Genomic DNA, 13,605 nt, shown 5'->3' on the forward strand with positions numbered 1-13,605 from the left:
GGTGCATGACCCACAACACCACGCCACCCGTCACGGCCAGCACGGTGACGAAGGATGCCCCCCAGCGCACGACCTCGCGCCGCCGTTCGCGGCGAAGCTGCCCGGTCCGCCAGTCGGCGAAAGACAGGAGCGTACCGCCGTCAGCCGTTTGCGCCATGTCCGCCGTATCGCTCACGGCGTGGCTCCGGGCGCGGGGACGGCGGCGGGGACCGTGGCCGCAGGGGCCGTACCGGCCGCGCCGCCTTCTTCCTGGCCCTGGAGATTGACCAGCGCGACCTTGAGGTACCCCGCCGCCCGCAGTTTATCCATCACGCCCATCAGGGTGCCGTAATCGACCGTCCTGTCGGCGCGCAGGAAGATCCGCTCGTCCTTGTTGCCCTTGGTCGCCGTTGCCAGCGCCGCCGGCATGGCATCCGCCGCGATATCGTCCTCGCCCAGTGCCAGGCCGTGATCGGCCTTGACGGTCAGGAACACCGGGTCGTCCGGGCGCGGGGCCGGCTTTTCGGTCGAGGACGGGAGATCCACCGGCACGTTGACCGTGGTCAGCGGGGCGGTGACCATGAAGATCACCAGCAGCACCAGCATCACGTCGATGAACGGCGTGACGTTGATCTCGCTCGCCTCGTGCGGGTTTTCATCGGCGTGGCGGATATGGATCATCGCGCCTCACTCCCCGGCGATGCGGGCGCCGAAATGCACCACCTGCCCGCTGGCGGTGAGCATCTGCATGCGGCCGAGGTCACGCGAGACCAGGCGCATGACCAGCGCCGTCAGGTCGGCCACCTGGGCGCGGCAGGTGGCCGACTGGCGGGCGAGATGGTTGTAGATCACCACCGCCGGAATCGCCGCGACCAGACCCAGCGCGGTGGCCAGCAGGGCCTCGGCGATGCCGGGGGCGACGACGGCGAGGCTGGTCGCCTTGCTGGCGGCAATGCCGGTAAAGGAGGTCATGATACCCCACACGGTGCCGAACAGGCCGATGAAGGGCGAGGTCGCGCCGATGGTGGCCAGCAGGCCGGTGCCGCGCATCAGCCTGCGGCCCTCGGCGGCTTCCAGCCGCTCCAGATGCAGCACGATCCGCTCCTTCAGCCCGTCATGGTCGTCGGGGATGTCGTGCGAACGCTGGCGTTCGGTCTCGGCGGCCATGACCAGCGTGTGGGCGATACAGTTTTCGCGGGTGCCCTGCTCGCCGAGATCGAGCGTGCCCGCCGTCTCCAGCGTCTTTTCCGCCTTCGTCAGCGCCATGCGGGTGCGGAACAGTTCGACCGATTTGGCGATGAAGATGGTCCAGGTCAGTAGCGATGCCACCGCCAGCAGGGTCATCACGCAGCGGACCACCGGCCCGGCATTGAGGAACATCTCCCACGGGGAGAACGGCAGGTCGGTCATGAGCGACCTCCTTTGTCAGACGGCCGGCTCCATGCCCGCACCAGGCAGATCACCGTCACGATGAGGGGAAGGGAGAGTGCGGCCCACGACAGGGCCAGCCAGATGCCGTGCTGCCCCAGCAGGGCCGACAGCAGGCCGAAGACGGTCAGCAGCCCCAGGGCGATCGGCCACGGCCAGACCGCGACCGCCGGCCGGCGGCCGGAGAGGGCCTGTGCGGGCGGGAAGGCGTTCATCGCGCGCCCTCCGCCAGCGCGGAAACGGGGGCCTGGTCTCCGTCATCCAGATCGTAGCCCAGGGCGCGCAGGCGGGCGTCGGTCGCGACCTTGCGCTTGCCGGCCCACAGCACCAGCCCGCTGACCAGGACGACGATCACCATCACATCCAGCAGCGCCCAGAGGATGCGCAGCGGCATGCCGCCATAATCGCCGAAATGCAGCGGGCGCGAGATTTCGAGAAAACGCAGATACCAGGGCATGGGATAGGCTCCCGTCAGGTTCCCGGTCCGGGCATCGACCAGGACCGGCGTGAACAGGCGCGCCCGTAGCGGCGTGGCCCCGCGCGTCCACAGGACATAATGGACCGGACTGCCGAAGGGGGCGCCCGGAAAGGCAAGACTCGTAACCGCGTTGCCGGGGACGGCCCGGCGCGCCGTATCGAAGGCCGCCTGCACCGGGGACAGATGGTCCTGCGCCGGCACCGGCAGGTGGGCATAGGGCTTGAGGATCTGCCGGACATCGGTCACGCGCCACAGGCCGAAGAGCGGGGTCTGGAGTTCGTTGACCAGCCCGGTGAAGCCGACCACCAGCGCCCAGACCAGGGCCGCCGCGCCCAGCAGGTTATGCAGGTCGAGCCAGGCCAGGCGCGCGGCACGATCGCGCCGGACGCTGCCGAAGGGCAGCCGCTTCATGAAACGGCCGTACAGCACGGTTCCGGAGACCAGCGAGGCCACGAACACGCCGCCCATCGCGCCCATGAACAGGGCGCCCGGCAGGCCGGCGAACAGGTTCATATGCAGCCGGGTGCAGGTGCCGAGGATGGCGGCCGTCCAGGTGCGCGGCGCCTTCGGCGCGTCGACCGGCGGGGATTGTTTCAGCACCTTCGCCGTGCGGGCGTCGAATTTGATCCAGTGACCGGAATGGCGGTCGGGAAACTTATCGTCGTCCTTCAGGGCCTGCCATGACGGGGCCATGGAGACGAGAACGGCGGGCTCATCGTCATCTGGCGCGACATTGGTGACGATCTGCTCCGGATAGAGCGCGCGCGCCTTGCCCACGATCTCGTCGAGGCTGGCATTGGGCGTTCCCGGTGGCAGGACTTCGTATGGCGGGTCGTCGTCGCCGACGAAGGCGTCCCAGATCTGTTCGGAGAACAGCATCGGCAGACCGGTCACGCACACGATCAGCAGGAACAGCGTGCAGGCCAGGCTCGTCCATTTATGGACGACGAACCAGCGACGCAGCGTGGCGGTCGTCATGCTTCAGACCCTGCCGCTGAATGGCGCCGAAGATGCGTCTACGAATGAGTCGCAATTCAAGAATCCACGCATAGTCACGTCTTGCATCCTCATTTCACGCCGCAGGGGAGCCCTCGCCGAGGGCCGGCTCATCGGCCCCCGTCGAACCGCAACCGGGGCCTCTATTGTCTAAGACGATTCAAACCGGCTTTTTTGTAACGGAAATTCGGAAAAAATCCGGGCCAGGCCCGATGGGTGCGCTGCGCGAGGCGCCGGAAGCACGGAATTCCGGCCCTTACGGCGTGAACTCACGAATCCGTCAGAAATGCGCCCGGCACATTCGGCGCATGCGGGACGGCTGCGGCCGGCCGCCTGCCAGCGATAGGACGGGTCGCCGTAAACCTCATGCTCGGCGGCCGGGAAGACCGGGGACGACCCGTTCGGGACCCTTGGGCCTGCGTGCCCGATGCTCCGGAACGGGGAAGACCTGCCGGCGGCTCCTTGGGGGTCTTGTCCCGGTCGCCTGTCGTTCATAGCTCAACAGTTACGACAGATGCTCAGACATCGGAGACCCATATGAAAATCGGCATTATCGGCGCCGGCCACATTGGCAGTGCCCTGACCAGGCGCCTGACGGCGCTGGGACATACCGTTCTGGTGGCCAACTCCCGCAATCCGGCGACCCTGAGCGACCTCGCGGCCGAAACAGGGGCGACCGCGGTCACGCCGCAGGAGGCGGTAAAGGACGTCGATCTGATCGTGCTGACGATCCCGGAGAAGAACGTTCCCCATTTGCCCCACGATCTGTTCGCGGACGTGCCGCCAGCCTTTCCGGTCGTCGATACCGGGAACTACTATCCCCAGCAACGGGACGGCCGGATTGCGGCGATCGAGGACGGCCTGCCTGAAAGCCGCTGGGTCGAGCAGACAATCGGCCATCCGGTCATCAAGGTGTTCAACAACATATACTCCGTCCATTTGCAGGAAAACGGCAAACCGCAGGGAGCACACGGGCGCATTGCCCTGCCGGTCGCGGGTGACGACCCCGCCGCGAAGGCGATCGTGCTGGATCTGGTGAATGATCTCGGCTTCGATCCGGTCGATGTCGGCGGACTGGACGAATCCTGGCGGCAGCAGCCCGGCACACCGGTCTATGCGGCCGATCTGGACATGGCGGGCGTGAAAAAGGCACTGTCCGAGGCCCGGCCCGAACGGGCTGCCCAATGGAAGGCCACATGACGCGGATGCCCGAGCCGATCCGGCGGGTCGAGACGATCGCCAGTTACCACGCCCATGTCTATTTCGAAGGGCCGGACGAACGGGCAGCCGCCGAATGCCTGCGCGCGGCCATCGCCGATCGCTTTGTCGTGCGCCTCGGCCGCTGGCATGAGGTGCCGGTCGGGCCGCACACCCTGCCCATGTATCAGGTCGCGTTCGACACCACGCTCTTCGCGACGCTCGTGCCCTGGCTGATGCTCAACCATCAGGGGCTCAGCATCCTGATCCATCCGAACACACGCTTCCCGCGCCGGGACCACATGCACGACGGGGTGTGGCTGGGCCAGCGCCGCACATTGCTGGCCGAGCGCGTGCCCGAGAGCGCGCCCGAGGCCGATGGCGCCGGGCTTCCGAATACCCGGCCGGGCAGTCCGGGAAGCACTGATTGAGGCGTCCGACCGCCCCGATGTGCCGTCGATGAGGCAGCCGGTTCCGCTGCCTTCCTCCGGCACGCCAGACCACCGATAACCGCCTCCCTCGCCTCGCAGGGCTGCATCCTGTAACAAGGCCCCCTTGGCATCGGTGGTGGATCAGATATGGACTGGCGCGGATGAAGCTCGATTTCACGACTCTGAACAGCATGCGCCAGCATAATGCCGCCTGGCGCCTGTTATGCTCGGACCATGCGCCGCTTATTCTCAGCTTTCTGCATCAGACGTTCATCCGCCCCAATGTGCGCAGCCTGGAAGCCGAGAGCATGGCGGAAGCGCTGGAAGACGTGCTGTATGCGCTCCGCCAGCAACTGGACGAGACCGCGTTTCCCAGAACGGCGCGGGAGTATCTGGAAGACTGGGCTTCGCCCGACAAAGGCTGGCTGAGAAAATTCTACCAACATGGCACGGACAATGCCGTGTTCGACATGACCCCGGCCACCGAGAAAGTCCTTTCATGGCTGGAGCAACTGGCCGAACGCAGCTTTGTGGGCACGGAATCGCGCCTGCGGACCCTGTTCGACCTGCTGCGCCAGATGAATGAGGGCTCTCAGAGCGACCCGGACCAGCGCCTGGCGGACCTGCGCCGGCGCCGCGACGAGATCGACGCGGAAATTGCCCGTATCCAGAGCGGCGACCTCAGCCTGATGGACGATACCGGCATCAAGGAACGGTTCTCGCAATTCACACGCATGGCGCGCGACCTTCTCGCCGACTTTCGTGAGGTGGAATATAATTTTCGCCGTCTGGACCGCGCCGTGCGAGAGCGCGTCGCCTTGTGGGACGGCACCAAGGGCGCCCTGCTGGATGAAATCCTGGCCCAGCACGACCTGATCAATGAGTCCGACCAGGGACGCAGTTTTCAGGCCTTCTGGAACTTCCTCATGTCCAATCGCCGGCAGGAAGAACTGTCGCAGCATCTGGAACGCATTCTCTCCCTGCCGGTTATTGCGAACCTGCACCCGGACCCGCGGCTACGCCGCATTCATTATGACTGGCTAGAGGCCGGCGAACACACGCAACGCACGGTCGCGCAATTGTCGCACCGCCTGCGTCAGTTTCTCGATGACCAGAGCCGGCAGGAAAGCAGGCGCATCACGGAGATTCTGTGTAATATCGAGGCGCACGCGCTCGCCATGCGTCCCTACCTGTCTGACGGCCCGCCCGACGAGGCGCTGATCGGGCTTGACGCCATGTCGGCCTCCCCTGACCTGCTCATGGAACGGCCGCTTTATACGCCCCCTCTTCCCACGATCCTGACCATCGACCCGCTTCCCGACGATGAAACGGACGATGCCGACCCGACGGCCCTGTATGAACAGGTTATGGTGGATCGGACGCGCCTGACGGAAAACATTCAGCAGGCTCTGGCGGAAGCCCCGCAGGTCAGCCTGGCAGCCCTGCTGCGCCGTTATCCTCTGGAACAGGGGTTGTCCGAACTGGTGGCCTATCTTCAACTCAGCAGTGAGCGCTTCGCGAGCCTCATTGATGAAAAGACAAACGACCATGTAAGCTGGGAAATCATGACCGCTGACGGATCCATCATAACGCGCGACGCCACCCTTCAACGCGTGATTTTCGTGAGATCGGCATGAGCCAGACGATCGACGCCCCGGATGACGGGCAGGCTCCGGCTCAATCCCCCGCGTCTCTCTCCACACTCGCCATCGCCCTGCTGAAGGGGGTGATCTACCGGGAGGACGATGAAGGGCAATGGGGACACCTGCTCCATCTGCAAAATCAGGTGCGGGATTATGTGTCCGTGCTGGGGCTGGTCCTGATGATCGACCCCGCCGAAGGCTATGCCTATCTGCGCAGCGTACCCGAGACGGAGGAGGATGAGGGCGCATCGCGCATGCCCCGCCTGATCGCGCGGCGCCCGCTCTCCTTTCATGTCAGTCTGCTTTTAGCCCTGCTCCGCCAGCAATTGGTGCGGTTTGATGCCATAGGCGGTGAAACACGGCTTATCCTCAGCCGGAACGATATCGCCTCCATGCTCCAGACCTTCCTGCCGGAGAGCAGCAATGAAGTCCGGCAGCTCGGGCAGATTGAAACCTACATCCGTCGTGTGATGGAACTCGGCTTTCTGCGCCCCATGGCGCCGGACAGTGCTGACGCAGCCAGCACGGCGCCGCGCTATGAGGTGCGCCGTATCCTCAAGGCCTATATTGATGCCGACTGGCTGGCCACGCTGGACGAACGGCTGGAAGCCTACCTGGCACATGCCCGCAGCCTGGAGCAGGCCGACAGGCCCCCGGCGGCCGCGCCCGCCACGTCCGAGCAGGCCGCCGAGCCCGACGCCCAGCTTTTTCCAGACTATGCCGATGCAGGACTGATCGACCGTGAGTGATACCCAGCAAGCCCCGCTAGACTTTGCCGTGGATGATCGTCTGGCCGGGTTCCGCCTGCATCGTCTGGAAGTGCTGAACTGGGGCACGTTTGACAAGCGTGTCTGGCGCTTTGACCTCAACGGACGGAACGCGCTGCTTACAGGGAATATCGGCTCCGGCAAATCCACCCTGGTGGATGCCATCACGACCCTGCTCGTGCCCGCACAGCGCATTGTCTATAACAAGGCCGCCGGGGCGGAAACGCGGGAACGCTCGCTCCGCTCATACGTCACCGGCCATTATAAGTCCGAACGCAACGACGCGACTGGCTCCACCAAGTCTGTCAGCCTGCGCGATACACAGAGCTATACGATTATTCTTGGTGTTTTCAAAAACGACGGCTACCTGCAAACCGTAACGCTGGCACAGGTTTTCTGGACCAAGAAGCAGCAGGTTCAGCCGGCACGGTTTTTTGTATCCGTAGAAAAAGAACTCTCCATTCAGGAGCATTTTACCGGATTCGGCACCGACATCCTGCAACTGCGCAAGAATCTGCGCGCGCTCGGGGCGGAAGTCGAAGACAGCTTCAACCGGTATGCCGCATGGTTCCGCCGCCGCTTCGGGATTGAGAACGAGCAGGCGCTGGATCTGTTCCTGCAAACCGTCTCCATGAAATCCGTCGATAACATCACGGATTTCGTACGGGAAAATATGCTGGCACGGTTCGATGCCACGGACCGTATCCATGCCCTGATCTCTCATTTTGAAGACCTGAACGACTCCCATGAGGCTGTTCTGAAGGCCCAGAAACAGATCAGCCTGCTGACGCCCCTGGCCGAAGACCTTGCCACCCACAAGGACAGTGAAGCCCGCAGCGACACACTCAAGACGTTCAGGCAGGCTCTGCCGGGTTATTTTGCCAGCCGGAAAGCCACGCTGCTCGAACAGCAGATCGCCAACGAGCAGGAGGTGTCCACAACCAACCAGCAACAATTGGCGGAACAGGATGCTACCCGCATAACCTGCCGGCAAAAGCTGGACGAGATCAGGCAAGCTATCTACGCCAATGGCGGCGACAGGCTGGAGCAACTGGCCTCCGCCATCCAGCAGGCGGAAAAGACCTGCGAGGAGCGTCGCAGGAATGCCGCGCACTACGCCACGCTTGTGGAACAGCTCAACGTCAGGCCGGCCGATTCCTCCGAAGGGTTTCAAGAGCTTGCTCTTCACCTTAAAAAGCAGAAAGGCGAGTGGAAGAAGCAGGACGCCTGGCTGGCGAAGGACCTGACCGAGCAAAGCATTCTTTTCCACGAGGAAAAGAACCAGCACGCCGAAATCGTCACCGAACTGGACAGCCTGCGGAAACGTCAGAGCAATATTGACGAACGGCAGATCCGTATGCGTGCCATGCTCTGTGATGCCTTGGGCGTTTCCGCCGAAGACTTACCTTTTGCCGGAGAACTCATCCGCGTACGCGACGATGCACGAGAGTGGGAAGGTGCGGCCGAGCGTCTGCTGCATGGCTTTGCGCTGTCCCTGCTCGTGCCAGATCATCTGTATGCACAGGTGGTGGACTGGGTTGATCGCACGCACCTGAAAGGCCGCCTGGTCTATTACCACATCCAGCAACATCGCTCGGGCGCGCATGCCGCGCGCCAGCCCGATACGCTGGCCCGGAAACTGGAAGTCCATCCGGACTCACCCATACGGCTGTGGGTGGAAAACGAGCTGGCTCACCGCTTCAGTTTTACATGCTGTGAAACGCAGGATCATTTTCGCCATTCCAGCAAGGCCGTAACCCGGTCCGGACAGGTGAAGGAGCCGGGCGGGCGACATGAGAAGGACGACCGCCACCGGATCGACGACCGAAGCCGTTATGTTCTGGGGTGGAACAATGCCATCAAGATTGCGGCCCTGGAAGAGAAACAGCGTGAACAGGAAGCGCTGATACAGAAACATGCCGGTGAGATCGCGCAGGCCGAAAACACCCGCAAGATGCTTCAGGAACGGTTTGAGACCCTGACCAGGCTGGAACGCTATCCCGATTATACCCTACTGGACTGGCATGGTGCTGCGCAGACAGCAGCCCAGCTCACGGCAGAGCGGGAGGCGCTGACAGCGACATCCGATGTTCTGCGGGAACTCAAGCAGCAGAAGGATCAGGCGGAACAGACATCGCGGCAGGCTGAAGCGGATTATATGGTCCTGTTCAAAAAGCAGGCGCGGCTGGATCAATCCATGGAAACCCTCCAGGCACGCTTGCAACATTGCCGGACAGTGCTGGACGATTATACGCTCACGCCGCAGCATGAGCAGGACCTCGACCAGCTTCAGCGACAGATGAATGGTGCTGAATTAACCAGCCCCGATGCCTGTGATAGTGCGCAAACGCAGCTTCGTGACCTGCTGGATACACAAATCGACCATCTTCAGCGCACGCTGGATAGCCTGCGTGACAGTATTCTGCGCGACATGCGTGAATTCCGGACGACTTACCCTGTAGAAGCGCAGGACATCGACTGCAATGTGAAAGCAGGCCCTGAATATTGTGCATTGCTGGCACAGCTCCAGAAAGATGACCTGCCCCGCTTTGTCAGTCGCTTCAAGAACCTCATGACTGTCAACACCATCAACGAAATTGCAAATTTCAACGCACATCTGGCGCAGGAACGGGAGATCATCAAGGAACGCATTTCGGTCATCAACACCTCCCTCACCCAGATTGACTACAATCCGGACCGCTATATCCGCCTGGAAGCGCACCAGACACTGGACCCGGAGATTCGGGATTTTCAGACATCTCTGCGCGCCTGCACGGAAAATTCCGTTTCCGGAGACGATACCGAACAATATTCCGAGCGGCGCTTTCATCGGGTTAAAGAGATTATCGAACGGTTCCGGGGGCGAGAGGGTCGGGCGGAACCGGACCTTCGCTGGACCAGAAAAGTGACCGATGTACGCAACTGGTTTTCGTTCGCTGCCAGCGAACGCTGGCGTGCGGATGAGACCGAATTTGACCATTATACAGATTCCGGCGGCAAATCCGGCGGTCAGAAAGAAAAGCTGGCCTATACCATTCTGGCCGCCAGCCTGGCCTATCAATTCGGGCTGGAATGGGGGGAAGTGCGCTCACGCTCATTCCGCTTCGTGGTGATCGACGAGGCTTTTGGCCGTGGGTCTGATGACTCTACCCAATATGGTCTACGGCTCTTCCAGCAACTGAACATGCAGCTTCTTATCATCACACCATTGCAGAAAATCCATATCATCGAACCGTTTGTTTCGAGTGTCGGCTTTGTCGACAATCGCGACGGGAATTACTCGCGCCTGCGCGTACTCAGTATCGAGGAGCATTTTGCCAACAAGGCGTCTCTGCATGACTCAACGCCAGAGCGGCCAAGGCATGAGAGCCAGCCTGCGTGACCTGGACCACGCAGGCGGACCTCAGAGCACATCTTGAGCGCTTGTGGAAAAGGGGCATACTGCCAAATGCCCTTATCACCAGGACCAGCCTGTTCCCGTTAGCCTTCCCCCTGCGCACGCCAGGCGCAGCCGATATCACGCATCGCCTGCCTGCCGTCAGAGAGTGGGTGGACACACTCAAATCCATACCGCATGTCAAGCTCATTGCGCACACGGTCAACAACCGGGTACAAGGCGCACAGACACTTCCGCAAACGATCGTTATTGAAACATTGGAAGATGCTCTGGCCCTTCTGGGCAAAGAAAACATGGCCCGACAGATCATGGCTCTGCATGACCTTACGCTGCAACAGGCACCTTTCTTGCAGGACTGGCTCTCTCAAAATGCTCTGACGGCCTATCGTCACGCGGCGGAATGGCAGCGACTGTTAACGCTGACTCTCTGGATGAAGGAAAACCCTGCTCCCAATATCTATCTGAGGCAGGTCGACCTACCGGGAATTCATACCAAATTTATCGAACAACATAAGGCTGTTCTTTCCAATCTTTTTCGGAATACCCTCCCCGCGCAAGCTGTTAATGCGTCATATTCGGGCACTGCCCAGTTTGAATCTTGCTACGGCTTTCGCACCAAACCTTTGCGTGTGCGTTTTCGGGTGTTGGACGCCGCGTTGTCTCCGGTCCCCGCCAGTGCGCATCCGGACATCACCCTGGACGCTGAAAGCTTCGCGGCGCTTCCCCTTTCAGGCTGTCGCATTTTCATCGTAGAAAACGAGAATTGCTTTCTTGCATTTCCGCTGCTTGAAAATGCGCTGGTCATCTTCGGCGCAGGATATTGCTGGGGTTCCCTAAAGCGCGCCCACTGGCTGCGAGACTGCTCCGTTTATTATTGGGGAGATATCGACACGCACGGATTCGGCGTTCTTGACCAACTCCGGGACATTTTACCACATACCCGTTCCTTTCTAATGGATGAACAGACTTTTCAGACCTACCGCCAGTTCTGGGATACGGAACCCACTCCCGTTCGGCGGACGCTTTCACGCCTGACACCATCGGAACAGATTATTTTTACCGCCCTTCAGAGCCATCGCTTCGGCCCCAACCTGCGCCTTGAACAGGAACGGATTCATTTCTCCGATCTGCAACGGGTGGTGGATCAACTGGCCGGCCCATAACCCCCTGCCTTGCCCGCGACCTTCGGCCGGTTTCCTGCGGTCTGCTGCCGGATCGGTGGAAACTGACAAGAATATGTTCGCATTATCCGCAAAATAGGGAACGCAGGTCAGCTTTGGAAATAATTGTTTCCCATCTTGCAAATAATTTCCAATTGTAACGAGGGGGTCTGCACGGGTTTCCGTGATTTTTTCTGCTGCTAGATTGTCTCCACCCATTGCGATTGCGAGCGGAGGAACGACCGTGGTTGCCCCACAGAAGACGATCATGCCGTTGCAGGCGATCATGGAGAGCCCTCCCTCCGCGTCGTTGTCCGCCCAGGCTTTCGCGTGTCTCACCCGCCTCATGGGTTTCCGCCTGCCGACGGATATCCATGAATGGACGGCACGCCGCGGTATCCCTCTGCCGATGGGCGGGAAGCGGCGCGAGCGCATGGCGCTGGTCGCCAGGCGCGGCGTCCTCTTCATCCATGTGCCCAAGAATGCCGGCACTTCGATCGCCACCGCGCTGTATGGTCGCACGCTCTCGCACCAATCCATCCGCTATTATCAGGACGTGATGCCGGGCCTGGCGCGCGACCTGCCCAGCTTCGCCATCCTGCGCGATCCGGTGCAGCGCTTCCTGTCGGCCTACAGCTACGCCCGTGACGGCGGCACGCGGGATCGCACGGTGGCGCCCGGATTTCGTGATCTCTATATGGGCTTCCGGTCGCTTGACGATGCGTTGGACCATATCGAGCAGGCCCGCTCGATCTACGCGATGGACCATATCTTCCGCCCGCAATCCTGGTACGTCACCGACCGGACGGGGCGGCAGGCGGTGCGGCACCTGCTGCGCATCGAGGACGTGGCGCACCTGTCGGCACTGATGCCGGAACTGGGGGCCGTGCGCCTGCCGCGCCTGAACGAGGGCCGGCCGCACGGCCTGGTGCCGACCGAGCGGCAGCGGGCGCGCATCCTGGCGGCCTATCGTCAGGACATCGCATTGTTCGACCGTATCGCCGCCGCCTGACACCGGGCGGCCATCGAGGCCGCTCTCGTTCGCCAGTCCATATGTCCGGTCAGCCTCTCAGGAGGCCCTGGCGGCATGTTCCCCGGCACCGGGCGGAAACGCGCCGGCGACATGGACCAGCCAGGCGCGCAGGCGCGCCAGGGCCGGGCGTTCCCAGCTATTTTCGGGAATGAACAGCGTATAGGCGCCGATCGCGACACCGTCGAACGGCGCCTCCGGCGGCCCGACCCGCACCAGCGTACCGTTGCGCAGATCGTCTTCCAGCAGGAACGGGTTGGCCAGTGCCACGCCCTGGCCCTCGCGCGCCGAGGCCAGCACCAGATGAGCATGCCACAGCCGGGCCGCCGGGATCATGGACGGCGCCGCCACCCCCTGCCGGGCCAGCCAGGTCAGCCATTCATGACTGTCTTCCTCGGCCAGCAGCGGTTGCGACAGCAGGCCGCCCACCGTGCGGATCGGCCCCGCGCGACGCAGGAACTCCGGGCTGGCGACCGGAAAGACCGGCGGCCGGGCCAGTTCCGCCTGGCGGATGCCCGGCTGCGGTTCGTGGGGCCGGCCGTCCAGTTGGTAGCGGATATCGGCATCGACGCCATCGGACCAGAACCGGGCGCGCGCATCGGTCGGCCGCAGCAGCAGGTCGATGTCCGGAAATTCGGTGCGGAAGTTGCCCAGCCGGCGTACCAGCCAGTGAAAGGCGAATCCCGGCACGCACCACACGCTCAGTTGCGGCAGGTCGCCGGCGCGCAGGGCCTCCGTCGCGCGGGCGATCTCGTCCAGCGCGCTGGCGATCCGGTCGTGATAGATCCGGCCGGCCTCGGTCAGCCCGCCGCCCGCGCGGTCCAGCAGGGGCACGCCGGCCCATTTTTCCAGGGCGCGCAGATGGCGGCTGACGACGGCATGATCGATCCGCAACCATTCCGCCGCGCGGCGGATGCCGCGCGTACGGCCGAACGCATCGAAGGCACGGAGCGGCCCGAAGGGCGGAAAAGGGCGTCTGTCTGCCATGAAATGCCAGGAATGGAGGAAACGAACGACTGCGGGAAACAGGATAGTGGTGCCTTTTTGTCACCACAATGGCAGCGAAGGCAACTCCCATGGATTATTTCGGTGGACTAAC

At 62.5% G+C, this 13,605-nt stretch carries 12 protein-coding genes; 7 read left to right on the plus strand and 5 right to left on the minus strand.

Annotated elements, in window-relative coordinates; translation table 11 throughout:
* Window positions 1-171 precede the first annotated feature (171 nt).
* The 4 genes from exbD to ABF821_RS09195 are packed head-to-tail and all read right to left on the minus strand — an operon-like array spanning window position 172 to window position 2,863.
* A complete protein-coding gene (exbD, locus tag ABF821_RS09180; protein ID WP_182974010.1) occupies window positions 172-660 on the minus strand; it encodes a TonB system transport protein ExbD in 489 nt (162 codons plus the stop codon).
* A gap of 6 nt (window positions 661-666) precedes the next feature.
* Complete coding sequence (exbB, locus tag ABF821_RS09185; RefSeq protein WP_182974011.1) at window positions 667-1,389, minus strand: tonB-system energizer ExbB; 723 nt, start codon at window positions 1,387-1,389, stop codon at window positions 667-669.
* A complete protein-coding gene (locus ABF821_RS09190; protein ID WP_182974012.1) occupies window positions 1,386-1,622 on the minus strand; it encodes a hypothetical protein in 237 nt (78 codons plus the stop codon). The genes exbB and ABF821_RS09190 overlap by 4 nt, the downstream gene beginning before the upstream one ends.
* Window positions 1,619-2,863 (minus strand): PepSY-associated TM helix domain-containing protein, encoded by a 1,245-nt coding sequence (locus ABF821_RS09195; RefSeq protein WP_415529790.1) that lies wholly within the window; start codon window positions 2,861-2,863, stop codon window positions 1,619-1,621. The genes ABF821_RS09190 and ABF821_RS09195 overlap by 4 nt, the downstream gene beginning before the upstream one ends.
* Before the next feature lie 384 nt (window positions 2,864-3,247).
* Here ABF821_RS09195 and ABF821_RS09200 point away from each other — a divergent pair, with 384 nt between their 5' ends.
* From ABF821_RS09200 to ABF821_RS09230, 7 genes are all read left to right on the plus strand, one after another.
* On the plus strand, window positions 3,248-4,081 hold the full coding sequence (locus ABF821_RS09200) for an NADPH-dependent F420 reductase (RefSeq protein ID WP_415529791.1): 834 nt from the start codon (window positions 3,248-3,250) through the stop codon (window positions 4,079-4,081).
* Window positions 4,078-4,509: a DOPA 4,5-dioxygenase family protein gene (locus ABF821_RS09205; RefSeq protein ID WP_415529792.1), complete on the plus strand. Its 432-nt coding sequence runs from the start codon at window positions 4,078-4,080 to the stop codon at window positions 4,507-4,509. Before ABF821_RS09200 ends, ABF821_RS09205 begins: the two co-directional genes overlap by 4 nt.
* Before the next feature lie 161 nt (window positions 4,510-4,670).
* On the plus strand, window positions 4,671-6,146 hold the full coding sequence (locus ABF821_RS09210) for a DUF3375 domain-containing protein (RefSeq protein WP_415529793.1): 1,476 nt from the start codon (window positions 4,671-4,673) through the stop codon (window positions 6,144-6,146).
* On the plus strand, window positions 6,143-6,901 hold the full coding sequence (locus ABF821_RS09215; RefSeq protein WP_415529794.1) for a DUF4194 domain-containing protein: 759 nt from the start codon (window positions 6,143-6,145) through the stop codon (window positions 6,899-6,901). The genes ABF821_RS09210 and ABF821_RS09215 overlap by 4 nt, the downstream gene beginning before the upstream one ends.
* Window positions 6,894-10,301: an ATP-binding protein gene (locus ABF821_RS09220; protein WP_415529795.1), complete on the plus strand. Its 3,408-nt coding sequence runs from the start codon at window positions 6,894-6,896 to the stop codon at window positions 10,299-10,301. Before ABF821_RS09215 ends, ABF821_RS09220 begins: the two co-directional genes overlap by 8 nt.
* A complete protein-coding gene (locus tag ABF821_RS09225) occupies window positions 10,298-11,479 on the plus strand; it encodes a Wadjet anti-phage system protein JetD domain-containing protein (protein ID WP_415529796.1) in 1,182 nt (393 codons plus the stop codon). The genes ABF821_RS09220 and ABF821_RS09225 overlap by 4 nt, the downstream gene beginning before the upstream one ends.
* A 241-nt stretch (window positions 11,480-11,720) precedes the next feature.
* Window positions 11,721-12,488 carry a sulfotransferase family 2 domain-containing protein gene (locus tag ABF821_RS09230; protein ID WP_415529797.1) on the plus strand — a complete coding sequence of 256 codons (768 nt, stop codon included), beginning with the start codon at window positions 11,721-11,723 and terminating at the stop codon, window positions 12,486-12,488.
* Window positions 12,489-12,545: 57 nt separating this feature from the next.
* Here the strand turns inward: ABF821_RS09230 and ABF821_RS09235 are convergent, their stop codons facing one another.
* The gene (locus ABF821_RS09235) at window positions 12,546-13,493 is read right to left on the minus strand and encodes a LysR substrate-binding domain-containing protein (RefSeq protein WP_415529798.1); all 948 of its coding nucleotides are present in this window, start codon (window positions 13,491-13,493) and stop codon (window positions 12,546-12,548) included.
* Window positions 13,494-13,605 lie beyond the last annotated feature (112 nt).

Source organism: Gluconacetobacter sp., assembly GCF_047721585.1.
GTDB classification, from domain to species: Bacteria; Pseudomonadota; Alphaproteobacteria; order Acetobacterales; family Acetobacteraceae; genus Gluconacetobacter; species Gluconacetobacter dulcium.

What these genes read in the sequence shown, in the direction of transcription:
- ABF821_RS09215 (WP_415529794.1), top strand. Translation starts at nt 6,143, where the DNA reads ATGAGCCAGACGATCGACGCCCCGGATGACGGGCAGGCTCCGGCTCAA.
- ABF821_RS09195 (WP_415529790.1), bottom strand. Translation starts at nt 2,863, where the DNA reads ATGACGACCGCCACGCTGCGTCGCTGGTTCGTCGTCCATAAATGGACG.
- ABF821_RS09210 (WP_415529793.1), top strand. Translation starts at nt 4,671, where the DNA reads ATGAAGCTCGATTTCACGACTCTGAACAGCATGCGCCAGCATAATGCC.
- exbB (WP_182974011.1), bottom strand. Translation starts at nt 1,389, where the DNA reads ATGACCGACCTGCCGTTCTCCCCGTGGGAGATGTTCCTCAATGCCGGG.
- ABF821_RS09205 (WP_415529792.1), top strand. Translation starts at nt 4,078, where the DNA reads ATGACGCGGATGCCCGAGCCGATCCGGCGGGTCGAGACGATCGCCAGT.
- ABF821_RS09190 (WP_182974012.1), bottom strand. Translation starts at nt 1,622, where the DNA reads ATGAACGCCTTCCCGCCCGCACAGGCCCTCTCCGGCCGCCGGCCGGCG.
- exbD (WP_182974010.1), bottom strand. Translation starts at nt 660, where the DNA reads ATGATCCATATCCGCCACGCCGATGAAAACCCGCACGAGGCGAGCGAG.
- ABF821_RS09235 (WP_415529798.1), bottom strand. Translation starts at nt 13,493, where the DNA reads ATGGCAGACAGACGCCCTTTTCCGCCCTTCGGGCCGCTCCGTGCCTTC.
- ABF821_RS09200 (WP_415529791.1), top strand. Translation starts at nt 3,248, where the DNA reads ATGCTCGGCGGCCGGGAAGACCGGGGACGACCCGTTCGGGACCCTTGG.